The organism is Paenibacillus sp. FSL R5-0908 (genome assembly GCF_038006245.1).
In the GTDB taxonomy this organism is placed as follows: domain Bacteria; phylum Bacillota; class Bacilli; order Paenibacillales; family Paenibacillaceae; genus Paenibacillus_AQ; species Paenibacillus_AQ odorifer.
This window is the reverse complement of the sequence record NZ_JBBOUV010000001.1, coordinates 531998-555099: the sequence shown is the minus strand read 5'-3', so window position 1 is coordinate 555099 and position 23102 is coordinate 531998. Positions and strand designations below refer to the sequence as shown.

At 45.7% G+C, this 23102-nt stretch carries 30 protein-coding genes, 1 tRNA gene and 1 riboswitch; of the genes, 10 read left to right on the top strand and 21 right to left on the bottom strand.

Annotation, left to right across the window (positions count from 1 at the left end; translation table 11 throughout):
- Window positions 1-479: 479 nt before the first annotated feature.
- Entirely contained in the window at window positions 480-1142 is a 663-nt protein-coding gene (locus tag MKZ09_RS02505) for a nitroreductase family protein (protein WP_076160310.1), read from the bottom strand.
- Between the two features lie 190 nt (window positions 1143-1332).
- Here MKZ09_RS02505 and MKZ09_RS02500 point away from each other — a divergent pair, with 190 nt between their 5' ends.
- Both MKZ09_RS02500 and MKZ09_RS02495 read left to right on the top strand, forming a co-directional pair.
- On the top strand, window positions 1333-1923 hold the full coding sequence (locus tag MKZ09_RS02500; RefSeq protein WP_076160308.1) for a TetR/AcrR family transcriptional regulator: 591 nt from the start codon (window positions 1333-1335) through the stop codon (window positions 1921-1923).
- Window positions 1924-2016: 93 nt separating this feature from the next.
- Window positions 2017-2145 carry a hypothetical protein gene (locus MKZ09_RS02495; RefSeq protein ID WP_256719184.1) on the top strand — a complete coding sequence of 43 codons (129 nt, stop codon included), beginning with the start codon at window positions 2017-2019 and terminating at the stop codon, window positions 2143-2145.
- 523 nt (window positions 2146-2668) lie between these two features.
- Here MKZ09_RS02495 and MKZ09_RS02490 read toward each other — a convergent pair.
- The 17 genes from MKZ09_RS02490 to MKZ09_RS02410 form a co-directional block, all read right to left on the bottom strand.
- Complete coding sequence (locus tag MKZ09_RS02490; protein ID WP_076160306.1) at window positions 2669-2854, bottom strand: hypothetical protein; 186 nt, start codon at window positions 2852-2854, stop codon at window positions 2669-2671.
- Between the two features lie 34 nt (window positions 2855-2888).
- A complete protein-coding gene (locus MKZ09_RS02485) occupies window positions 2889-3191 on the bottom strand; it encodes a DUF7678 domain-containing protein (protein WP_076160303.1) in 303 nt (100 codons plus the stop codon).
- Between the two features lie 264 nt (window positions 3192-3455).
- Window positions 3456-4115, bottom strand: a complete 660-nt coding sequence (locus MKZ09_RS02480; RefSeq protein WP_143766246.1) for a hypothetical protein — start codon at window positions 4113-4115, stop codon at window positions 3456-3458.
- Window positions 4116-4285: 170 nt separating this feature from the next.
- A complete protein-coding gene (locus MKZ09_RS02475; RefSeq protein WP_143766247.1) occupies window positions 4286-4567 on the bottom strand; it encodes a hypothetical protein in 282 nt (93 codons plus the stop codon).
- A gap of 170 nt (window positions 4568-4737) precedes the next feature.
- Window positions 4738-4920, bottom strand: coding sequence for a DUF6906 family protein (locus MKZ09_RS02470; protein ID WP_076203630.1), 183 nt, complete (start codon window positions 4918-4920; stop codon window positions 4738-4740).
- Window positions 4921-4959: 39 nt separating this feature from the next.
- Window positions 4960-6162: a replication protein gene (locus MKZ09_RS02465; protein WP_076160295.1), complete on the bottom strand. Its 1203-nt coding sequence runs from the start codon at window positions 6160-6162 to the stop codon at window positions 4960-4962.
- A gap of 27 nt (window positions 6163-6189) precedes the next feature.
- Entirely contained in the window at window positions 6190-6399 is a 210-nt protein-coding gene (locus MKZ09_RS02460; RefSeq protein WP_076160293.1) for a hypothetical protein, read from the bottom strand.
- 75 nt (window positions 6400-6474) lie between these two features.
- On the bottom strand, window positions 6475-6645 hold the full coding sequence (locus MKZ09_RS02455) for a hypothetical protein (protein WP_179089543.1): 171 nt from the start codon (window positions 6643-6645) through the stop codon (window positions 6475-6477).
- A gap of 225 nt (window positions 6646-6870) precedes the next feature.
- Window positions 6871-7560 carry a Rha family transcriptional regulator gene (locus MKZ09_RS02450; protein ID WP_076160335.1) on the bottom strand — a complete coding sequence of 230 codons (690 nt, stop codon included), beginning with the start codon at window positions 7558-7560 and terminating at the stop codon, window positions 6871-6873.
- A gap of 206 nt (window positions 7561-7766) precedes the next feature.
- The gene (locus MKZ09_RS02445; protein ID WP_076160290.1) at window positions 7767-8042 is read right to left on the bottom strand and encodes a hypothetical protein; all 276 of its coding nucleotides are present in this window, start codon (window positions 8040-8042) and stop codon (window positions 7767-7769) included.
- An 82-nt stretch (window positions 8043-8124) separates the two neighbouring features.
- Window positions 8125-8292: a hypothetical protein gene (locus MKZ09_RS02440; RefSeq protein WP_179089542.1), complete on the bottom strand. Its 168-nt coding sequence runs from the start codon at window positions 8290-8292 to the stop codon at window positions 8125-8127.
- An 84-nt stretch (window positions 8293-8376) separates the two neighbouring features.
- The gene (locus tag MKZ09_RS02435; RefSeq protein WP_076160287.1) at window positions 8377-8580 is read right to left on the bottom strand and encodes a hypothetical protein; all 204 of its coding nucleotides are present in this window, start codon (window positions 8578-8580) and stop codon (window positions 8377-8379) included.
- Between the two features lie 131 nt (window positions 8581-8711).
- Entirely contained in the window at window positions 8712-8915 is a 204-nt protein-coding gene (locus tag MKZ09_RS02430) for a hypothetical protein (protein WP_076160285.1), read from the bottom strand.
- Between the two features lie 38 nt (window positions 8916-8953).
- Entirely contained in the window at window positions 8954-9268 is a 315-nt protein-coding gene (locus MKZ09_RS02425) for a hypothetical protein (RefSeq protein WP_076274735.1), read from the bottom strand.
- A complete protein-coding gene (locus tag MKZ09_RS02420) occupies window positions 9243-9734 on the bottom strand; it encodes a hypothetical protein (RefSeq protein ID WP_076160279.1) in 492 nt (163 codons plus the stop codon). Before MKZ09_RS02420 ends, MKZ09_RS02425 begins: the two co-directional genes overlap by 26 nt.
- An 86-nt stretch (window positions 9735-9820) precedes the next feature.
- Window positions 9821-10027, bottom strand: coding sequence for a hypothetical protein (locus tag MKZ09_RS02415; RefSeq protein ID WP_076160277.1), 207 nt, complete (start codon window positions 10025-10027; stop codon window positions 9821-9823).
- Window positions 10028-10081: 54 nt separating this feature from the next.
- Window positions 10082-10273, bottom strand: a complete 192-nt coding sequence (locus tag MKZ09_RS02410; protein WP_076160274.1) for a helix-turn-helix domain-containing protein — start codon at window positions 10271-10273, stop codon at window positions 10082-10084.
- A gap of 163 nt (window positions 10274-10436) precedes the next feature.
- Between MKZ09_RS02410 and MKZ09_RS02405 the strand changes: the two genes are divergently transcribed.
- From MKZ09_RS02405 to MKZ09_RS02395, 3 genes are all read left to right on the top strand, one after another.
- Complete coding sequence (locus MKZ09_RS02405) at window positions 10437-10781, top strand: helix-turn-helix domain-containing protein (protein ID WP_076160271.1); 345 nt, start codon at window positions 10437-10439, stop codon at window positions 10779-10781.
- A gap of 209 nt (window positions 10782-10990) precedes the next feature.
- A complete protein-coding gene (locus MKZ09_RS02400) occupies window positions 10991-11836 on the top strand; it encodes an ImmA/IrrE family metallo-endopeptidase (RefSeq protein ID WP_076160268.1) in 846 nt (281 codons plus the stop codon).
- A 24-nt stretch (window positions 11837-11860) separates the two neighbouring features.
- Complete coding sequence (locus MKZ09_RS02395; protein ID WP_076160265.1) at window positions 11861-13036, top strand: site-specific integrase; 1176 nt, start codon at window positions 11861-11863, stop codon at window positions 13034-13036.
- A gap of 93 nt (window positions 13037-13129) precedes the next feature.
- On the opposite strand, the gene MKZ09_RS02390 is transcribed toward MKZ09_RS02395, so the two are convergent.
- Together MKZ09_RS02390 and MKZ09_RS02385 are read right to left on the bottom strand one after the other, a co-directional pair.
- Window positions 13130-13201, bottom strand: a tRNA-Thr gene (locus tag MKZ09_RS02390).
- A gap of 93 nt (window positions 13202-13294) precedes the next feature.
- Window positions 13295-13603, bottom strand: coding sequence for an MTH1187 family thiamine-binding protein (locus tag MKZ09_RS02385; protein ID WP_036682575.1), 309 nt, complete (start codon window positions 13601-13603; stop codon window positions 13295-13297).
- A 378-nt stretch (window positions 13604-13981) separates the two neighbouring features.
- Window positions 13982-14216, top strand: a riboswitch (cobalamin riboswitch).
- 242 nt (window positions 14217-14458) lie between these two features.
- On the opposite strand from MKZ09_RS02385, the gene MKZ09_RS02380 reads away from it, so the two are divergent.
- From MKZ09_RS02380 to MKZ09_RS02365, 4 genes are all read left to right on the top strand, one after another.
- Window positions 14459-16444: an anaerobic ribonucleoside triphosphate reductase gene (locus MKZ09_RS02380; protein WP_076203622.1), complete on the top strand. Its 1986-nt coding sequence runs from the start codon at window positions 14459-14461 to the stop codon at window positions 16442-16444.
- The gene (gene nrdG, locus MKZ09_RS02375) at window positions 16441-16956 is read left to right on the top strand and encodes an anaerobic ribonucleoside-triphosphate reductase activating protein (RefSeq protein ID WP_076134890.1); all 516 of its coding nucleotides are present in this window, start codon (window positions 16441-16443) and stop codon (window positions 16954-16956) included. Before MKZ09_RS02380 ends, nrdG begins: the two co-directional genes overlap by 4 nt.
- 55 nt (window positions 16957-17011) lie before the next feature.
- A complete protein-coding gene (locus MKZ09_RS02370) occupies window positions 17012-19345 on the top strand; it encodes a ribonucleoside-diphosphate reductase subunit alpha (RefSeq protein WP_036682582.1) in 2334 nt (777 codons plus the stop codon).
- 285 nt (window positions 19346-19630) lie between these two features.
- Complete coding sequence (locus MKZ09_RS02365; protein ID WP_036682584.1) at window positions 19631-20662, top strand: ribonucleotide-diphosphate reductase subunit beta; 1032 nt, start codon at window positions 19631-19633, stop codon at window positions 20660-20662.
- Between the two features lie 179 nt (window positions 20663-20841).
- On the opposite strand, the gene ssuE is transcribed toward MKZ09_RS02365, so the two are convergent.
- Window positions 20842-21390 (bottom strand): NADPH-dependent FMN reductase, encoded by a 549-nt coding sequence (ssuE, locus tag MKZ09_RS02360; protein WP_036682586.1) that lies wholly within the window; start codon window positions 21388-21390, stop codon window positions 20842-20844.
- A gap of 401 nt (window positions 21391-21791) precedes the next feature.
- On the opposite strand from ssuE, the gene serS reads away from it, so the two are divergent.
- Window positions 21792-23078 (top strand): serine--tRNA ligase, encoded by a 1287-nt coding sequence (gene serS, locus MKZ09_RS02355; protein WP_076203617.1) that lies wholly within the window; start codon window positions 21792-21794, stop codon window positions 23076-23078.
- Window positions 23079-23102: the final 24 nt, after the last annotated feature.

Here is a 23102-nt window from a genome sequence, read left to right as displayed (position 1 = left end):
TTTCAAAATCAAAATTCCACTTTTTTATTGTAATGATCAGTCATTAGCTCTGGAGCCTTTAATATTCACTTAACGACTTTTGTCACATATTACAACTCCCTTTTTAGGTAAATAATAATCAAAACCCCTTATTTACCCTTTACAACAGCAAAGTATGCCGATTAGTGTAGTGACTTGCTTCGCTGAATCAGCTGCTTGCACCGCGAGTGCTCCTACTTCTCTGGTTACGACAGCAAAGTATTTGCCGTGCTAGCCTGCCCGTGCAGCCTCAATTGAAAGCATTCAAAGCCAATAATAAAGCTGTTGCTAAGGAGTTATCGGCGATATGGACGATTTGTGGTCATAAACCTGTTAAGTAGACAGAACAAAAAAGACACAAATCGAATCTAGCACCATCCTGCTAATATCTGATGCGTAGAACCTGTAAAAGACCTTAGCTCGCCGTTGTTTATGCGGACGCCAAGGTCTTTTACATTTATTTATTCCTTAGGCATTTCGTTAAAGAAAACCACATCATCGACTGCCAGCCTCACCGTCGGATGACCGGGCTTCGCCGCCTTGCCGATGGCGATCAGCATAATCGGAACGTAGCGTTCTGATATTCGGAAAGCTTCCATGAACTTTTGTTTGTCGTAACCGCCCATCGACACCGTGTCGTAGCCTTTAGCGCGGGCGACAAGCATGAGTTGCATCGATACTAACCCGCCGTCGGTATAAACTTTTTCGTGGATGGCCTCGGGCGGCATGCTCGAATACATCCCGGTATAGCGTTCCACGAACGATTTAGCCGTTTCTTCAGGCATGTAACCCGCTTCGACAGCCATTCCGTAAATTTTCTCGGCCAATGTATAACACTCCAAATCTCCGAGTACCGCAACGACAGCCGAAGCCTCGACCACTTGCTGTTGATTGAATGCGATCGGAAGCAGCTTCTGCTTCAGCTCCGGCGAGTCGATAACGAGAAAACGCCACGGCTGCAGGTTAGCGGCTGAAGGAGCCAGCGTGGCTTGCCGCAACATGTCGGTCAATTCCTCCCGCGAAATCTTGATCTCGGGATCATAGCTACGAACCGACCGGCGTTCTCCAATAACATCAAAAAAAAGTTGGTGCTCCATCGTTAGTGATGGCTGTGAAACCGACATGGTTCTCTCCTCCTTTTGGAAAAGCAGCATTCTGCTTTTTGTTTCAATACAACATTAGTAGTTTGAACAACACTTGTTGCATTTATATGTTATAATACCAACCGAATGGTACGCAATCATCAATAACCATAAACCGTTGGATAGACAACATCATTTCTATAATGTCGTTTTATTAGGGGAGATCTTAACGATGACAATTAAAAAGAATGAAGCTGATCCTCGTGTGATACGTACACGGCGACTCCTTCAAGACGCTTTTGCTTCATTAATTCAAGAAAAAGACTTTGAATCGATAACCGTTAGGGATATTGCAGAGCGGGCTACTGTTAACAGATCGACTTTTTATGCGCACTTTGTAGATAAATTCGAAATTCTTGAGGCCAAACTAATGGAATCATTTATGACAATCATAAATCGAAGAATAAATGGTCACGAAGTATTAAATGAAGAAACAATTCAGAGTATTTTTCTGGGTGTGTGTGATTTTCACAAGGGTCTAAGCACAATGTGCAAAAGAAGGTATACATCGCTTGGATCTGTATTCGAAATTCAAATAAAGGAAAAAATTCAAACGATACTTCTTTCCTTTATAGACAAAGACAAGATGCTATCGAGTCCAAACGCGCACTTCTTAATAAATACAGCTTCTATCATGTTAAGTTGGGGGATGTATGGTTCTGCTTACGTCTGGAACAATGAGGGGCATCCATTAAGTGCGGAATCATTCGTTAAACAGACTATGCCCTTAATGATGAACGGAGCCAAAGAACTACTGGGGTAGGACCTGTCGCTATTGCTCTATCCTGCCCGTTCAGATGAAACCATGCCTGTTGTGCCTGAAGAAAGCATACGTTGGATTGTATAGTAGCCCATCTTGGAAGAAGGTTTCACTAATACATGGCTCGGAATTGCAAGAGCGACCTACTACCGCTGGAAAGCAGCTGCGGGGAAAGAACAGACAGACAGTGGTGAAGAAGATTCGGGAGCTTTGCCTCCAGCATAGATTCCGGTATGGGTACCGAAAATAAATATCTTCAACTCATATCTCTGGTTTAGGAGTAGCTGGAAGGTGTGTTCCAATTTCACCTAATAAGGGATGGCCTTGCCCCATTCTTCTAATTTCATAAACGGTGTCCCAGGCATAGAGGCTAACAGTCAGTTAAGAGCCTCGGTAGCAATTAATAAACTCTTTTTCTTTTTCATTTCCTCCAATTTTGTGTTGATATCTCAATTTTTCACCAAATCCCTTATATGGATATATATGGTAATTTAATAACATTACAATATAAACCTATTAATGACAACTATGCCGATGCTGGAGTGTTCAGGCAACTTAAAGCGCTATGTGATCAGTCGGGAATGACAATCGAATTAGCTGCAAACGTAATTGTAACAAGGCATCAGAGGGCGCACGAATCTGCAGTTGGATATTCCTCTTGTTTGGACTTAAAATTCGTAAAGCGAACATTTCGTTTTGCCTCCTTTCTTTGCAGAACAGTTTACGTCAACCATGCAGCAAATCAGTCTCATCGAAACATCTGTTTATATTCTTTAGAATCGAATTTACCCGTTTCCCGATCAATAGCGACCAGGCCGATATCCGTATGAAAAACGTGACATCTATCATTCGAATGTGCATAATGGACTTCTTTATAATCTGCTTCCGTTAATACACGACACAGCATCATTTGTTCAAACAGACCCAGCTGCATAATTCACCTCTTAATCCGTTGGATTTTTCGCAATCTAGCGCAAAGCTTCAAACTGCCGATCCACTGCTTTATGATCAAATTGCTGAACTACTACTTCGATAACTGCACGAATCGTACTATCTTCCGGGGGCATACCATCCCAGCCGCGGTCATAGTTAGCCAGACGTTTACTGAACTCTTTTTGCCGATTCGGATACACGGTCAACCGGCTGATTCGACCTTCGGATATCCCATACGAGGATGGCTCAGAGAATACATGTGCTTGTACATAGAGACCTTGCACCTCTCCTTCAAAGACGTCCCCTGCGTACAGGGGACATTTATATTCCAGTGGCATTATTGTTTATCTCCTTTTTTAGCATATAACTCATACTCATCAGTCATGGCCGTATCTTCCAATACATTTCCGTTAAACAGGACTTCTAATGCTGTTTCAGAATCATGCCCTTTTTTCAAAAGATGGGCATACGTCCATTTTGAGATAAGCATCTTCATTTACAAATCTGAGCATTTGCGCTGCATTGAATACGGGATAATCAGATTCCATACGATTCATCCTTCCTGTCCTGTAGTTGAAATCTATTAGAGTCCTGAACGATCTCTAGATAATCCGCAGGGACTGGGCTAGTAGAATAAGAGCAGTTTTCTTCACCTGATAATACTTCGCTCGGTACCAGTTGAATTTATTCATGAGGTACTCGTCTAACTCTTCTTCCCGGCAAAAATACTTCGCTTCAACCAGCATAAGTTGATCGGGGTCAAGGCTACGCAAGGCTTTTTCCATGGGATATAACTGATCCTCCACCTCCCATATTTCATCCTGGAGCCGTTCGGCTTTATCGTACATACTCATGACAGCTTGCTCCGTGGAAGAGTGAGGGATTCCGGATCGTCCACTGATGCCGGTAAGTTCCATCCCGGCCGTAACCTTAGGCTCTTTCGGTTTGATCTGCATCAGCTCTGATTTCAACCAATTAATCCGTTTATTTGCCTGATAATATTGCTTCAAGCGATACTCTACGATAGATACGTATTGCTGCCGGATGGCTACAGGAATATTCATTTCAATCTGTTCCACTTCTTCATCGCAAGCACGGGCAGATGATCTACCCGTTTTCTCCAAATGCTCCTTAATAATCATCAGCTCTTGCTTCACGGCAGCTGTTATCTTTACTGACTTCTTCAACTTTTGGTACCTTGCAAATAACCAATCCACCGGTACCAATGAGATGTTGAGCTCCGTGACCTGAAAGTTCTTCAATTCCTCACACTCCCCCCTGGGTAAGCCCTCTGTCTCTTCCAACCCGAAATCCCAAGAGCTTTGTTCAAATCCCTTGTTACAAATAATGCACTGGAAAGCGTACTCTCCTACTTCCTGGCACTTATTGCCGCAATGAAGGCAGATCAATCACCTTCCCCCCCTTTAATGGTTCAATCTTGGCGAGTCACCCAGGCAAAACCGATCTCGCCGCGTCCCGGATCTTCCACCACATAAGCCACACCTTTCGTGATGTACGGGTTGGTCGTAATCCGCAGTGATCCGAACGAGGTCTCGACAGATTCATATTTGGCGATATCCGCATCCGGACACACGCACATTTTCAGGCGGTCAATGCTGCACCCCTTACTTGGGGACAATAGGGGCCGAATAGCCCTATTAATCATGTCCATAGCACGAGGATGAATCGGCTTGCTGGAGAGTTGACTCATCATCCCGCCCCTCCTTCCCACACATCAGAATAGTTGTACCTGGCCCACCTGTTCGGTAGTTGTAAACTGAGTACTTCCTATTGCAGAAGAGAGCATATGTTCTGATTAATATGCATGACTCTTCCTCTCGGAAGCCCAATCCTCTTCCAGCCTTCACTCCGTCTATAGCTTTACTAGCAGTTCAACAAACGTATCGTTCCCTTCTTTTTGTGCACAATCTCCATCTGCCCGGGAGTAGCACGTAATACCAGCCAGTTCTCTGGTGCCAACCGGTGCAGGCTGATCAATCCCTTTTGCTTCCGCGTGGGACGCACCGCTCTACTCTTCTTTTCCTGGGATTTCACATGAGTGCTCATCTGTTCCGTCCTTTCAATCCGTTGTTGGTATTTGAATTTTTATCGTTGACGCACTTTGGTTCGTTCCAGGGCTTTGGCTTCCTTGATCTCTTGTGCCTTACGCATCATCTCAGCCATTTCATCCGGGCTAGGCATCGATCCACCGCCATCATCAATCAGGATGGGGATCTGCGGCTTTCTGCTTCTTCCCCCCTGGCTGCGCGAACCTTCGTAGCTCTTTGGAACATGCGGCGTTGCCAAAGGCTCTACGGGTTTCCTGGTTTCCGGTTTATCTATGCCGCCCCGCTCACGATAGCCCCGGAGGATGCCTTGGACATAAGCCAGGTTCCGCTTATCCGCGCCGAGCCGGTAGGCCGCTCTCATGGCGGTATGCAGCCACTCTCCTCCGTAACTGTCGTATAAGGACTGCAGGTCTTTTTCGTCAAAAGGGGTTAACCTGCCGCCTGCGATAAAGTTATTTTTGTAGTCCAGCAAGATGTTCTGGAATGAATAATGCTCATAATCCGTCTTCAACGTGTCCGCGCTGGTTCTAGTTGTTGTTATTGTTGTAGTAGTAGTTCTTTTAAATCTTTTAATAGCTTTAATACTAGCTTTAGAAACGCTGAAACCCTTGATACGACTAGGATAATTGCGTGTGACGGTTCCCTTTTTGGGAACTGTGCGGTTCCCCTTTTGGGAACTGGCTAGTTCCCTTTTCAGGAACTCGGTTCCTTTTTCGGGAACTCGGTCCCCTTTTCGGGAACTCGGTTCCTCTTTTGGGAACTCGGTTCCTCTTTTGGGAACTCGGTCCCCTTTTAGGGAACTCGGTTCCTCTTTCGGGAACTCAGTTCCCTTTTCGGGAACGGTAGACTTCAGTAAATTAGGGGATGGCCTCGCCAGATTGAGATTGATCAGCTCCTTGAACCTGTTGGGATTCGCGCTGATGACTGACTCCATGCTCCAGAGATCGTAATGCTTATTCAGCTGAAACGTATTCAACTCTTTGTCCCAAAGAATGACGTTCCCTTGAAGAAGCTCTTCCAAGACACCACGGATATGATTTTTACCTATCCCTGTTTCGGCAAAATCCTTCAATTCCGGAATGATCGCCGATGGCTTCCCGCACCCCCAGCTCAGCGTCAGGATAAAATCTATGACATCACGCTGGCGCTGAGAAAACTTCCGCCGGATCAGCTCTCGGTGTATTTCATGCGATATTCTGATGTGAGCATCCGTTGGCTGAGGATTAACACTGGAATCCACGGCATCGCCTCCTGTATTCTGTCGGGCCTAGATCGCCCTGAATCGCTTGGTTCTCTCCTGCCATTCCCGGTTCAGACCGCAGCCCTTGGCGGGGATCTCATAATGCCTGCGACCGCATACAAACGACACGAATAGGCCGGTTGCCTGCTCATAGTACATTCCATTCAAGACCTCTGGCGGCTGCTCGATCTGAACATCGATGAGATCAAACAGATCCATTTGTTCGATATGTTTCATCGCATGGCCCCCTTGTCACTCCGGTCTACTGAACGCAAAATTGCGCTAAGTGAAGAAATTGCATTGCTGAATGTTTTATGAGATAATAGCCGCGCGTGTTGGACCAGGTACGTAAGCATTTGCGGTGCTTATGTACCTTTTTTGTTGTTCACTCCGCTTAATGTTCTTGACTAGCACATGATGCTGCAGCGGATTCCGTTCAAACCAGATGGTTGCGAGTAAGGGTAACGTCATCTCTTCCTGCATGAATTCCTCACCTCCCTCTTATGCCCCAGCACTGAGCGCAAAATTGCGTTCATCCCCTCTGCCAAGATCAGCGCAGGAATGCGTTCACTGTCCTGTAATTACTGAACGCAATACTGCGTTTAACCCAGAATGGATCGTTTCGCTTAACGACAGACTGCGTTCAGTCCACTGGACGCACAGAATCGCTCATTGGTGGAGTGAATAACAACTGAGCGCAGAACCGCGTTAAGTTAGCGGTGTCCAGCCTTCCACATATTGCAGTGCCTTCCCCAAGTCTTGTTTGCGGATGTCTCTGTAGCTAGTAACCTCAAACTCGGCATAGATAGCCCGGTACAATTGCCGGTAGAATCCCGGCTTCTGACTTGCCTGATTTGCAAACAAGATTACTCTGCGGCCTATAGCCGCATGCAGCTTCTTCTGCTCCACGGTCTTGAGTGTGACTTCCTTTACTACATCGCTAAGCCGCTGCCCTACTTCCTGCACGCGTTCCTTCATTTGAGTGAATGCCGCTTCGCTAATGAGCAATGGATTGGGTGGTCCCGAGTCAAGCCTATCTTGATGTTGTAGTTGGCTCTCCATTTGATTGAAGGCCGCAATATAATCTTCCTTGAATCTCGCCGCCTCACGTCCGGTAAAGCCCGTAATCAGGAACACAAAGCCGTCCCGGGTCACCTTGTAGTAGGGATTCTTGCGTCCCGACCGATCCGAATATTCACTAAGCGCAAAATTGCGTTCAGTAAATTCGGTACTGCATTCGAGTGTCTTAATGCTTCTCAGAATATCCGCATGACGCTTGCCGAACTTGTCCGCTATGCTTCGGCTATCGGTCATGGCTTGTCCATTCTCGACATAGACAAAATGACCATTCTCATCCTGGTTTGTTACAGACGATTGAACCGTGAGTCTGTTTGTCATTAACATCCACCCTTCGTTATGTAGTTCTAATGCGTCAAGCACCTAACTGTACATAGGGGATAGATTAGTCCTCCCACTATGGCGGATTCCGCGACCTTCCCGGCACTGACCGGTAGGTTTCGGCTGGTATCCCTCCAGCCATCATCAGGCGGTGTTTCATCTGAGGAAGCTATAGTCTCTCAGCCATAATGCATGGATCGGCTCCGTCAGCCCTGCCTCTTCACAGAGATCGCATCAGCCCATTCCCATTCTTCCGGTTGTTCGGGATTTGAAGGCCGTTCATAAATGTTGTGATAATCCGCTTCAGCCACCGTCTCCACGCGATATTCCATCCGTCTTCCGATCTGATCCTTGCCTCTGAAATAGAGATGCTTTCGGTCGTCAGACACAACCTTCACTATTGCAGAGATGTGCAGCCAGTCCTGCAGGTATTCTGCAGCAGCTCTGCCCGTGATCACCGGCAATAAGTTTGTATTCCCCACTTTTATTCACTCCTTTCGTTGTTATCTGATTTCCCTATTACATGTACAAGAGATCCCCTCGCCACATCTCCTTATATGCCTGTTAATCAAATGATCTTTCATACAGCTTGGCCGCTTCCTCAATGGTCTTGAAATCAAATTCAAAATACACGGCACGAACGACTTCACTAATCTGATCCTCAGCCCAGCCTTTACGTAGCAAAGCTGCGCGGACATACCCCAGGCATGCATTATTGCTCCACTGTTGCATTGACCTTCCTCCTTTAATTGGTGGGACACTCACAGAACCATATGAATATCGTAGTTAACTCCGAACGGCCCTCTGGGCCTGTATCTATCTCCCTGAGTCGGACACCCTTTCATCGCTCAAGAAGATATAAGGGTATTCATGGGATATCACTCTGAACCCTGGATAGCCTCTAGCAAAATAAGCTTCAAGCTCCTGTGCAAATACCTCTGAATCAAGCGGCTTCAAGGCCCATATCCGTTCTCCAACCATACTTTTGATTAGCGGTTTATCATTTACTAAGGATTGCACATCTACATCCCCGCTCTCATGATTGGGCTTAACGCAATTTTGCGTTGAGTATTTACAAATACCGAAGTTCTTTCATTACACCGAACTGAGCGCAAAATTGCGTTCAGTACAAATACAAGGCTTGTCCTATGCTATAAGGAGATACGTTGCCTCACTAAATCCAAAATGTCTTTGGGAAGATTCAGAATAACGGTACGTAGAAGGTGAAGTTCTTCCTCTGCCTTTTGGCGATCTGCTTCTTCAATCAAGGAGTTGGTGGCATCGGACAAAACTGTAAGCCGCATGTATCTAGTAGACAGCGCCTCTGCAAACTCCATTTTGTTCCACTCACTCATCTGATGCTCTCCAGATGAAGGGTCATTCGTAAACAAATTCACCTTGAATCACACCTTTGAGGCAGATTGGTTGGACCGGATGCTGTGTACTCCTTCACAAGCCCCCGCTTTTTCAATTCGAGACCATAACCTCCTTCAAAAATTCGTTTCAGTATGGATGAAATACACTTGTTTGTGATGGTTTCCAGACGTTCCAGCTGTTGTTGATAGACTTGTGGATTATAAACATCCTTATATTTTTTCAATTCCGCAATTTGTTCTTGTTTCAAATACATACATTCAAGCCGTTTAAACTCCATTTCATAATGCAGTTGAATGATCTGCTCCTCATTGGTCTTCACTTCTGAGAACAATGAGCGCCGCCATTCTTGAATTGCGTGGATCTCTTGTGAATGCTGTACCAGCCGGTGCGTAACACTTAATAACTTTCCCATGTGTCTCTGCTCCTGTTCTTATCTTATGGTCTGGCAAAAAACCCCGTTGCTTTAGTAATGTTCTGTATCCCTCTTCCGAGAGTCGCTTTACCAGCAGTTGAATACATCTTTCATTTACCGACTCCAACTTGCCTAACTGTTGGAGGTATTGCAATTTGCTATCCACCGGCTCAGTCGATGACTTTAATTCAATAAGCTGCTGCCTTTTTACATACATACGTTCAAGCTTTTTAAGCTCGATGTTCAAATAAAGTGTTTTCAAATCAGCATCGCTAGCATTTACGGAAGTAAATAAATCATTCCGTTCCTTCTTCAGTTGCTCAATTTCACTGTCTACATTCAACATTCGTCTTTCAATATCCAGTAAAAGGTTGAAAATCCCCAAATCTCCTTCTCCCTTCTATTTGAAATTCAACCATGTATGATATAGTTAAAAGTAGGGCATTAATATAGTGCCAAGACACATGATCGTTATTGTCGTACATAATGTGATCTGAACCAATCTAGAAAATCGCCCCAAATGATACGCTTTTGGCGTTCACCACCCAGTTCATACACCGGGCATCCATGAATAGATACCATCTCGTATGCCTGGAATTTAGACACCTTTAACCGTGTTGCCAACTCTGGAACGGTGATTACATCCGTCTCTGAAAAAGGTTTGCTTTCCTGTTGCATATCTCAATCCTCCTTTTGAATTAAAATTAGTATTTTACACTTTACGTGTAATTTTTAATTAAAAAAATTTACAACGGGCTCCTTTAACACAGCAGCAATTATTTCTAGCTCTACTGTGCTGATGGGTCTCTTACCGTTTTCTTTCATGTTATAATTTGAAATTGTCATTCCAGTTTGCTTCGCTACAAATGTTTGAGTAACACCTTTTGATTTTCGAATATCTCGAATTTTATTATGCAACTTCAATTTCCATCACCACCTTATTCCACGTTAAGTGTAACTCTTGTGGTTGATTATATATTCACTAAAAGTGAAAGTCAACGATAAATTACACTTTTTGTGTAATAAGTTTAACGTAAAGTGAAAATAATATATGATAGTTGTTAAGTAACTTACTGGTGGTGTTTCTATGAGTTTAGGACAGCGTTTAAAAAAAGAGCGAGAACGTAAAGGTTGGTCTCAACTTTATGTAGCGGAAAAACTCGGAATTGCTAATACCGTGCTCTCTAACTATGAGCGCGATTACCGTGATCCTGACACTGCAACCCTTTCACTGATTGCTGATCTGTACGAATGTGATACCGACTATTTATTAGGAAGAACTAGCACACGAAAAAATGAAGAATTCAATCTTTCTTTTTTCGGCGGTCCAAAGGGATGGACAGAGGATGAGCTTGAAGAAGCCGAAGCAGCCGTGCGCCGATATCGGGAAATGAAAGAACGTGCAGCCAGAGAAGCCGAAAAAAACAAATAAAGAAAACCATATCCAGGGAAACCTGGATTTTTATTTTCTTAAAATAAGAACGAACATATATTCTTTTTTTATTGAAATTTTTATTATATGTTATATTATGTATATAAGATAACTGTAGGCCACTTCAAAGATGTAATACAAGAAGCCACTAGTGGGCTTTTCTTTTTACTCCAAAAACAGAACATACGTTCTTGAAATGAGGGATTCAATTGGATTTATCAAACTACTTTAAAACTCCACTAGAGCAATCGGTTGAGGATGTTTACTTGGAGAATAAGTTATTCGATTCATGGGATTTGACTCTCGATAACCTAGCGGCTATTTTCAATGTAGAGGTTACCACCACGAAGTTCCAAACATTCTCGGACAATGAACAGCGAATTATCTTTCTTTCCAGCAATGATATACCTGATAAGCAACGAAGAAGCTTCTTTCATGAGTTAGGACACATTGTCCGTCATTCAGGTGATCAGCGCAGCATGCCGGATCTCTTCCAGCAAATGCAGGAGGCAGATGCTGAACAATTCAGCTTGTACGCCTCTATCCCCTTCTTTATGCTAGAGAAGTTGTCGTTCCCTAAGTCTGCGGAGCACGCAGCCGGGTATATTGGGTCCATATTTCACATTCCCCCAGCCTATGCTATGCGGCGTCTGAGGCAGATCCGCGAACGGATCTCTGGAACGGAGTACCTCTCCACCAGATGTACTAGGATACCCCATAAAGCACGTCCTACATACTTAGTAAGTACACATCCTGTCATCAAAGGCGTGTATGGCCTAGAAGATCTATCCCGCCCTCACACCCTTGTCATCGAACAACGTGGAGGGTTCGACTGGGAGAAGCCTTTGTACATTGAAGTCGATCACTCCATAAAAAGCTTCGATGCGTATTCATATTCACTTCGGGACGGCGCAGTTGTATATTCAGGAGATCTATCTATTGCCCATGAACGAGCCATGACAATAGACATGAAAAGAATTGCCTCAAGATGTGGTCAGGAAGCAAGCCGACTCTATCTGCCAATGGAGGCAATGAATGATGCACTCAATTTTTAGTTTGCAATTTTTTGGAGGGTTACTATGAGAGGGCACATAGCCAAAAAAGGGAAGAAGTATTATATCGTTGTAGATTTCGATAAGGATGACAACGGCGGAAAAAGAAATCAAAAATGGCTATCCGGATATGAGCGAAAAAAAGACGCTGAAAACGCAATGCCTGATATTCTTTCAAAAATGAAGAATGGGACATATGTTGAACCATCGCAAAAAAACTTTGGAGAGATCATGGAAACCTGGCTAGAGGACAAAAAAACATCAGTGAAATATGGGACATGGAAATCCTATGAATGGCTTGTTCACAAGCATATTGTTCCTCATTTGGGAAAGAAGAAAATAGCGAAGATAAAGCCACAGGATCTGCATAATTTCTACCATAAAACACTTCTTGAGACTCTATCCGTTGGATCGATCAGGAAGGCTCATGTGCTGATCATGGACGCACTTAACCGGGCAGTAACATGGGGAGAGATTCCGCACAATGTAGCATCTACCGTAGCCTTGCCTCAGGGGAAAAAGACAAAGTTTCAAGTATGGAATGAAGAACAGCTTAAGATATTTCTGGATGCCGCTGCAGACGATCAATATTTTGTTGCTTTTGAGCTTGCGGCCTCGACAGGCATGCGACAAAGTGAGATATTGGCTCTTCGATGGGTAGATACTGATCTGCAGACCAAGACCATATCCGTCCGACAGGCCTACACACTGGCCGTTAGAGGCCATGAAATGGATGATACGAAGAATGACAGCAGTGTCCGCTCCATCGCCTTATTTGAAAGCACAGTGCGTCTGCTGACCAGTCACACAGAGCAACGTGAACGGGAACTAGAAAATAAACAAACTTACAAGGATACCGGGTTGGTTGTCCAGACCAGCATTGGTACGCCAGTTGGCCCACGCCTCTTAATGCGTCATTATTACCGGATACTTGAGCAAATTACCAAGGAACAGCCATCATTCCCAAACATTCGATTCCATGATCTCAGGCATACTCACGCAACTCTGCTCTTGAAGGCCGGGGTTCATCCCAAGATCGTTCAGGAGAGACTAGGGCATTCCTCTATCAATGTTACCTTGGATACCTACTCTCATGTCCTGCCCAATCTGCAAGAAGCCGTCCTCCGAGGCATAGGTGACTCTATCTTAGGGACCCGCCATGAAGTTAAGGAAGAGGGTAAAATAACCACTTTAGTTGAGTAAAGGTTAGAAGAATGTTAGAAGTTCAGCTTTTCCCACAAAAAAAAGCGACTCCCAAAACCCCAGGAACCCGCGCCACTATCGACTTTGTAAGAATGCTGGTGAAGGGAATTGAACCCCCGGCCTACGCATTACGAGTGCGTTGCTCTACCCCTGAGCTACACCAGCCTAATGCTGTTTTTCTGTCAAACAAAAAATATTATACAACTTTCAGCCAGAAACGCAAGCCTATTTCTCCCTGTTTTCCGCCCTCCTAAACTGCTAATCCACCTGTAGCTTACGCTCCACAGACTCTAACTTTCCACGGCTAGTGGAGGGTTTATCGCGGCGGTCGTCTATTTTAAGTGAGGTAGAGACACGTTCTGCACCTGCGGCAAAAGGAGACTCATGCAAAGCTTCTACCGCGGCAAAAATACGTTGCAGAGGCCCTTCGATGATCGTCCCCATGGACGTAAGTTCATATGTAATCCCTTCTACTGTCTTCAGCACCCGCTGCATATCCGCAACATAACTGCTAAGACTGGTACTGCCTGTTCCAATCGGAATAACTGTAACTTCAGCAATAGGCATGAGAATACCTCCTCGAAATTTTATAGTACCTGTCTCCTTCCATTGTAACAATTCCACCGCTCTGTCACAAACTAAGCAAGACTATCCTCCCTTATCTCTTCTATTTCTTCTGATTACTCCAAAATATGACTTTGAGCTAAGGGTATTTTCTCATGCGCAAATTCTAGGGTCATCTGCACTATATTTATGGACTCTTTGTGGCATCTTTTCGGACAATTTATGAATCATTTCGCATCTCCCTGTGGATCAATTGTGGATTACTTATGGACAGCCTGTGGATCATTTGTGGAGTACTTTTAAAGAACCCGCTCCCCGCGCGGGTTTTCTAAAAAACTGTTTACAAACACAACATCTTGGGTTATTTTTATCTAACGACAACAAAATATAGTGGAGACAGGCGCTTTGATCCTTAACCGGATTTAGAGCTTAATAGGGAAGCGCGGTGAGAATCCGCTGCGGTCCCGCCACTGTAACCGGATGGCCTTCTTAAGCTTCTGGGAAGCTTGAGAATCCACATCTCTCGGCAGATGCCACTGAGGGTTAGGAACACCCTTGGGAAGGCGCCGAGAGATCCCACGGAAGCCAGGAGACCTACCTGTTTCGACGACACCAACTATTGATGCCTGCGAGGAACAGGGATGGTGTCCGCATGCGGTCATCTACGTAGAGACCACTGCAAATATCCGTGTGGATATTTACATAACGCATCGGGCATTTTCTGCCATCCTCGGGTAGGGGATGCTTTTTTTATGTAATCAGAACAAATATACGACTGCTTATGGCGGTCCAACTTCTTATGGATATATGGATTTGATGATAAATGTTTTTCTTTTATACTGAGAGGAGAGCTGTACAATGACGTTGTTGGAGAGACAATTTAATGGAGTAGAAAATGCACGGGAAGTTCTTTTAGAAGAGCTCATTGATTTAGGCCGGGATATTATCGACAGTCGGGATATGGACCTATTGCGCGAGAATGCCAATTTGAATGGAGAGAGTTTCTCCGGTAAAATGAGCAAGTTCGGCAGTGAATATTCAAAATGGTACGCCCGCAATTTTACGATGCCGCCACAGCTAGTGCAGGCTATTGACGACAATGTCGTCTATGTGCATGATCTGGATCAATACGCGATTGGAACGACGAACTGTATTTTTATCCCGTTTGATAAACTTCTCCGTGAAGGTTTCAATACCGGCAACGGCAGCGTTCGTCCTCCGAACTCAATAATGACAGCTATGTCTCTGGTAGCGATTATTTTCCAATCCCAGCAAAATGCTCAATATGGTGGTGTATCCGCCAATAAACTCGACTACGATCTGGCACCTTATGTAACCAAATCCTTCGCCAAGCTGTTCCGCAAGGGTCTGGATTATTTTGAAGAAGGACAAGCTGATGAATCTTTGGGCGAGATTACGATGAGCCGGACCGATCTGGCGGAGTTATATCCAAGAGCGTTCCGTTTTGCACTAAAGGAAACCGAAATCGAAACCCTGCAAGCGGCTGAAAGTATGGTACATAATCTGAATACCATGTCCAGCCGATCCGGTGGACAAATACCGTTTACCAGCATCAACTACGGTACTTGTACTACACCAGAAGGTCAGCTTGTGATCAGTTCTCTGCTAACCGCAACTATGAACGGACTTGGCAGCGGAGAAACACCAGTGTTCCCGATTCAAATCTTCAAATGCAAGCAAGGAATCAATCAACAGCAAGGCGATCCTAACTATGAACTGTTCCTAAAAGCAGCTGAATGTTCTGCGCGCAGACTATATCCAAACTTCGCTAATCTGGACGCTCCGCTCAACTTGCAGTATTATGATCCAAGTGATCCTGATACGGAGTTCGCTACAATGGGCTGCCGAACCCGAGTGCTCGGTGACCGTTTTGGGCGTAATCATTGCTCTGGAAAGGGCAACCTTTCCTTTAATACACTGAATCTGGTTCGGCTAGGTCTGGCACACGGCACAGTAACAGGCAGACGTACCGTCGCAGACGAAGCTGGCTTCTATGAAGATCTAAATCATTATATGGATATTGCGCTGGAAGGACTTCTTCATCGCTTCCACATCCAAACCGCACAAAAAGCTAAAGCTTCCGATTTCATGATGCGAGAAGGCGTCTGGGAAGGCGGCGAACATCTTGCACCTGATGACACTGTAGGCGATCTGCTGAAGCATGGCAGTCTGTCTCTTGGCTTCATCGGTATGGCGGAATGTATGAAAGCTATGTACGGCAAACATCATGGCGAGGATATGGAAGTTCATGCCAAGGCGCTGGCTATTGTGCGTCATATGCGGGACTATTGCGATCGGAAAAGTGAGGAACTGGATCTCAACATCACTCTGTTCGCAACGCCAGCAGAAGGTTTGTCCGGTAAATTCACCAAAGTTGATCGCAAGGTACTGGGTTCCATTCCGGGCGTAACCGACCGTGAATACTATACGAACTCTTTTCACATCCCTGTATACTTCGATCTGGGTGCTGCTCAGAAGATCAGCTTGGAAGCTCCTTTCCATGAATATTGCAATGCCGGGGCTATTTCTTATGTCGAATTAAACGGCAATGCCCGCAACAACCCATCGGCTTTTATCAAAATCATTAAATACGCGCTCGAACAACAGGTTAGCTATTTCAGCATTAACCATCCGATTGACCGCTGCTCCAGCTGTGGATACGAAGGCGTAATTGGGACAAACTGTCCTTCCTGCAACGCACATGAGAATGACGTGCACATCCGCCGTTTGCGCAGAGTTACAGGTTATTTAACTGGCGACTATCAGACCCGCTTTAATGCCGCCAAACAAGCTGAAGTACGGGATCGCGTTAAGCATCTATGAATATTTGCGGTTACTATCCGGAGTCGATTAACGAGGGAGAGGGCATGCGGGCCGTCCTCTTTCTCAGCGGCTGCCGTCATCGTTGCCCGGGATGTTTTAATCCCGAGACATGGAACTTTAAATATGGGGAAGTCTTCACCTTAGAACGACAACATGAAATCATTGCAGAAATCGCCGCTAACCCTTTGCTGGATGGTCTGACACTGGCAGGCGGCGATCCTTTTTTCTCAGCAGAAGAGTTGTTGGGGTTCATTCATGAGCTTCGCGCTGCACTGCCAGGTTTCTCAATCTGGATTTACAGTGGTTATACGTACGAAGAACTTACAGCCCTTCCCGGTACGCCGGAGTGGAATCTACTTAAGCAGTGTCAGGTGTTAATAGATGGAAGATTTGTAGAAGAACTGAAAGATACTACGCTTCTCTACCGGGGAAGCTCCAACCAACGCATTATCGACATTCCGGCCAGCATGAACGGCTCGGAGGTCTTTCTGTGGCAGCCTGCTGCGCTATAATATATCAATTTTTGATATTGAAAATTAATTTGAAATAAGAAGGGATGAACTAACCATGCCGCAATTCGTAGTAAAACCGGATAATCGCCAACTGGCTTTTGATGAGAACCGTCTTTCCGTCTACGCTGACCGTATTCTGGAAGGTCTCGATCAACTAAATAAAGAAACTTTGCTGCGTGGAGTGAATTCCAAACTGCGTCGTGACTCGGTAAGCGGAGAAGAAATCAGCAACGCCTTCACCATGAGCGCTCTAGAGCTTGTAACAAAAGAAGAGCCTACCTGGAAGTTCGCAGCTGCCCGCGCCCTTCTGACAACCCTTTATAAAAAAGCTGCCGTCCATCGCCGCTACAAAGCTTATCCAGAAGAGCCTTACGGTGAATTGTATCCACTAATTACGGATCTCGTGAAAAAAGGAATCTATCGCGAAGAACTTCTAAGCCATTACACCAAAGAACAAATTATCGAACTAGGTGGGTGTATCGATTATACACGCGACCTTTTGTTTGACTATATCGGTCTGCTTACGCTATCCGATCGTTATTTGGCGCATGATTTTGACGGCCGTGTGATGGAGCTTCCACAAGAACGTTATATGATTATTGCTATGTACCTGATGCATCGTGAACCAGCTGAGAAACGTCTTGAGCTTGTAAAAGAAGCTTATTGGGCTATGAGCAACATCTACATGACTGCTGCTACACCTACAATGTCCAATGCCGGCAAAAAGGTCGCTGGACAGCTATCCAGCTGCTTTATTGATACTGTAGACGATTCCCTAGAGGGTATCTTTGACTCCAATACAGACGTAGCACGTCTAAGCAAAATGGGCGGCGGCATCGGCGTTTACCTTGGAAAAGTACGGGCACGTGGTTCGGATATCCGTGGCCACAAGAACACAAGCTCCGGCGTAATCCCTTGGATTCGCCAGTTGAATAATACAGCAGTCAGCGTAGACCAGCTGGGCACACGTAAAGGTGCTGTAGCTGTTTATCTTGATGTATTCCATAAAGATATTCTCGCTTTCCTCGATCTTAAGCTGAACAACGGTGACGAGCGTATGCGTGCACATGACGTGTTCCATGGCGTCTCCCTGCCTGACCTGTTCATGGAAGCTGTAGAATCGCGCAGCCATTGGAACCTCTTCTGCCCTCATGAAGTGAAAAAGGTCATGGGCTGGACAGATAAAAATGGCCGTCCACTAGGATTGGAAGATTTCTACGATGAAGAGCTTGGCAAAGGTACTTTCCGTGAAAAATATGCTGAAGCTACAGCGAACCTGGAATTATCCCGGATCACTGTTCCTGCGATCGACATCATGAAACGGATTATGAAATCACAGCTAGAAACAGGTACACCATACATGTTCTACCGCGATACCGTGAACCGGACCAACCCAAACCGTCATCAAGGTATGGTTTTCTCCTCGAACCTGTGTACAGAAATTATGCAGAATCAGTCTGCAACAGTTATTGAGCAAGAAGAATTAGTAACTAAAGATGGCCAGACCCGGATCGTTATTTCCAAAATCCCTGGCGACTTCGTAGTCTGCAACCTGAATTCGATTCACTTGGCACGGGCGATTCCAGCTGGCGTATTAGAAAGACTTGTTCCGATCCAAGTTCGTATGCTTGATAACGTAATCGATATTAATAATATTGAAGTTCTGCAGGCACAATACACGAACAGCCAGTACCGCGCAGTAGGTCTCGGCACATTCGGCCTGCATCACCTATTGGCACTCAAGGGCATTCGTTGGGAATCCGATGAAGCCGTAGAATATAACAATCATTTATATGAACATATCAACTACCTGTTGGTTCGTTCGAGCATGGAGCTTGCCCGTGAAAAAGGCCGTTATCCGAAGTTTGCTGGCTCCGATTGGGAGACTGGCGCATACTTCACTTCCCGCGGGTATGTTAGCGGTGAGCAAGAAGGTAAATATGTAACGACCGAGCAATGGCGCGAGCTGCAAGAAGAAGTAGCTAAGGACGGCGTGCGTAATGCTTGGATGTTCGCCATTGCGCCGAATGGATCTACATCGATTATTGCCGGCTCCACCGCCAGCATTGATCCGCTGTATGAACTGCTATCCTATGAAGAGAAAACAACTTATAAGATCGCTAACCCAGCACCGGATCTGTCCGACAAAACGATCTGGTACTATAAGACAGCCTTTACGATTGACCAAAACTGGTCGATCCGCATGGCTTCTGCTCGCCAGCGTCACGTCGATCAAGGCCAAAGCTTCAACCTGTATGTCCGTCCTGACATCAAGGCTACTGAGTTCCTGGAACTGCATCTGAATGCCTGGAAGGGCGGCTTGAAATCAACTTATTATGTGCGTAGCCGTGCTTTGACTATAGAAGAGTGTGAATCTTGCGCTAGCTAATTATCTTAGTGCCCTAAATAGAAAAACGATGATGAATTTCGTAACTGCGAGGAATGTTTGGGCTTCCGGCCGCTGTTGTCATCAGATGTCTTGATCTTTACCGCTATTAGCGGATGACATCCGATGACAGCATATGCTTTCGATGCGAGCTTTCCTACGGAAAGCTTTCGGGCGAACGCTGACGCTCCTACAGCTCCAAACTTCCTCTGCGTTACTCTATCACCGTCTTTCTATGAACAAGACACCAAAGAAAGATTACCCGCGCAAAAAATGGAGGGATAAGAAATGCAATTACAAAAGATTTTTAATACTGAAGCACCTAACCAATCCACACGCATTATCGACGGTGAATGCTCAGGTATTCTGAACTGGAACGATATTCGCATGCCTCATATGTACAAGCTGTATAAGGTACTGCTGCTTAATCACTGGATCGCGGATGAAATTCCAATGTCCAAGGATGCGCAACAATTTCCGATGCTGGATGCCGAGGAACAACGCGTATTTAAGATTAATATCTCCCTACTCGCTGTGCTGGATTCGATGCAGACGATGTTCGTGAGCGACGTGAAGCGTTATTTCACCGATTCCTCTTTGGAAGCTATCTCCGCTATTATCGGGCAGCAAGAAGTGGTGCATAACCAATCCTATTCCTATGTTCTATCCTCTATCGTGTCAGAGAGTGAGCAGAAGGAAATTTTTGAATATTGGAAAAAAGACCCTGTCCTGCTGGAACGCAATCAGTTTATCTCTGATATTTATCAAGAGTTCCGTGATAACCCTACGAGACAAACCTTTTTCCATGCGCTGGTAGCAGATCTCATCTTGGAAGGGATTTTCTTTTACAGCACTTTCGCCTTCTTCTACAATCTGGCCCGTGACCAGAAGATGATGGCAACCAGCCAAATGATCTCTTATATTCAACGTGACGAGAATCAGCACTGCTACTTCTTCGCAGAAGTATTTAAGCAGCTGCTCGTAGACTTCCCTGAGCTGAACACCAAAGAAAACATGGATTACGTATACCGTACCATCGACCGCGCGGTAGAGCTCGAAACCAACTGGGCTTACTACACACTTACTAACGTGCGTGGCATTGATCTTAACGAGCTTAGCGACTACATCAAATATACAGCGAACAAACGTCTGACTTTGATGGGTATGGAAAAAGCTTACCAAGGTGTTGACGTTAACTGTATGCCTTGGATCAAACCTTTCTCCGATGATGCGCTTAATGCTACCAAAACTGACTTCTTCGAAGCCAAATCCCGCAACTATGGTAAGGTTGGCGATGATAACGGATTCGACGATTTGTAAGACCGGATTATAACGAGCCCTATATAAAAAAGAGGCCATTCTCTACTTTCATAGTGAGATGGCCTTTTTGCTATAGCCTATCTAATGCAAAAAGCGCCCCTCTCCCCTGGTATCAGGGATGAAAGAGACGCTTATACATTTGTTATTAGCACTAAGCACATAAGGCTTGCTACTCAGTCTTATGCCTTGCGTTCCACACGATGTGTAGTTTCTTCTGCAAGCTCATCTAATGCATCGTTCAGGCGCAGCTTCAGCTCCTCAGCAAGCTCTACCACTCCGTGATCATTACGAACCACTTGAGAATCCACGGCATAAACGCCGCCAAGAATGTAACGTGCGCCCAGTACGGACAACACAGGTTTCAATGCGTAATCAATTGTGAGCAGATGTGCAAGACTGCCGCCCATGAACAGCGGGAGTACAACCTTTCCGGCCAATCCCTTTTGTGGAACCAGATCTAAAAAGGTCTTCAGCACGCCTGTATAAGAAGCTTTGTAAACCGGGCTAACCACGATTACCGCATCAGCTTCCGCTACAAGGCCATTGGCTTTGACGATAGACTCACTTTCAAACTTAGTGTGAATCAAATCCTCCGCTGGTAGTTCTGCTACGTTAATACGCTCAACCTCGAAGCCCTGATTGGTTAAGCTGGCCTCCGCATATTCTATAGCTGCATTGATACGCGATACCAGGGAAGGCGTTCCGTTAATCACAACAATTTTAGCCACTTTTCCACCTCTTCCATCCCACTTAAGCAGCTCACACTGCTTTATTTATTATCCCGACAAAATTACTTTAAATTAATACTAATCCTAACGTAGAATTGATATTTTTGTCAAACCATAACCACTTGCGCTCCTCCCACTCTTACGTTATACTAAGCAACAATATTAAATCCAACAATCAGGCCAATGATCGGCATCCAACCGTGAGGCGTCTGCGACCGGAGTCTACAACAACTCCCTAAGTTCACCGGGTTTCGCCCGTTACCGCGAAGACCAAAGAGGATCGGATTGTTCCTGCAGTTAAGGAGATTCGATCAACCTGGGTGGCACCGCGAGCTGACGCTCCTCGTCCCATGGATGAGGGCGTTTTTTGCGTTTTTTTAACCAAAAAGGAGCGAAACGGTATGCTGGATATGAACTGGATCAAAGACAATCAGGAACTTGTAAGAAACATTACGGCTTGGAAAAGAGTCGACTTCCCACTGGATGAACTGCTGGAATGGGATGAGAAACGGCGCGAATTGCGCCAAGATACGGAACAGTTGAGAGCCCAGCGTAACGGGCTGACCAAAGAGGTTGAACGACTTTTACGCCAGGGTGACAACGTGGCAGGAGAAGCAGTTAAAGAACAAGTAAGAGAGCTGAACAACCGCCTGAATCTCTATGAGGCAGAACTAACTGAGGCAGACCGGCGCTGTGGAGAACTCATGCTGCTCGCACCAAACCCTGTATCGCAGGATACACCGATCGGCCATGATGATAAAGATAATGTAGAACTGCGACGAACCGGAACGTTGCCGGAATTCAGCTTTAAACCGCGTGATCATGTAGAGCTAGGCGAGCTCCACGATATCATCGATATCCCCCGTGGCGTCAAAGCAGGCGGCCCACGCAGCTATGTGCTGAAGGGTGCAGGGTTGTTGTTACATCTGGCTGTACAGCGGCTGGCCATTGATGTACTAACGGCCCGCGGGTTCACGGTGATGGATGTTCCCGTGATTGTCCGTCCGGAAGCGCTGGAACGTACGGGCTTCTTCCCCGGCGGGATGGATCAGACCTATGAGCTAAACGGAGACAATCGCTGGCTGGTAGGCACATCGGAGGTGTCGCTTGTTTCGCTGTATAGCGATGAGATTGTCGAACTGGGTTCGCCAATGCGACTCGCCGGAATGTCGGCCTGCTTCCGCCGTGAGGTAGGATCGGCGGGACGGGACGTGCGTGGCCTGTACCGTGTTCATCAATTCTCAAAAATTGAACAAGTCATCTTATGCCGGAATGATGAGGGCGTATCGGAAGGCATGCTGCAGGAGATTCTTGCGAATGCAGAGCATATTCTACAGCTTTTGGAACTCCCCTATCGGATCATGTCTGTCTGCACAGGAGATATGTCCCTGAAGACACATAAGCAGTATGACATCGAGACTTGGATGCCAAGCAGAGATGCCTATGGAGAGACACACTCGGCTTCCAACCTGCTCGATTTCCAAGCTCGTCGTTCGGGCATTCGTTACCGGGATGTTGACGGTAAGCTGCAATACTGCCACACCTTAAATAACACCGCAGTGGCTACACCAAGGATCCTAATTCCGCTGCTGGAGAACCATCAACTGGAGGATGGATCCATTTACATTCCACAGGCACTGCGTAAATATATGGATGGAATTGAACGGCTTGAGCTTCCGCACCAGTAATACTGTGTTGTCCAAATAGATTTA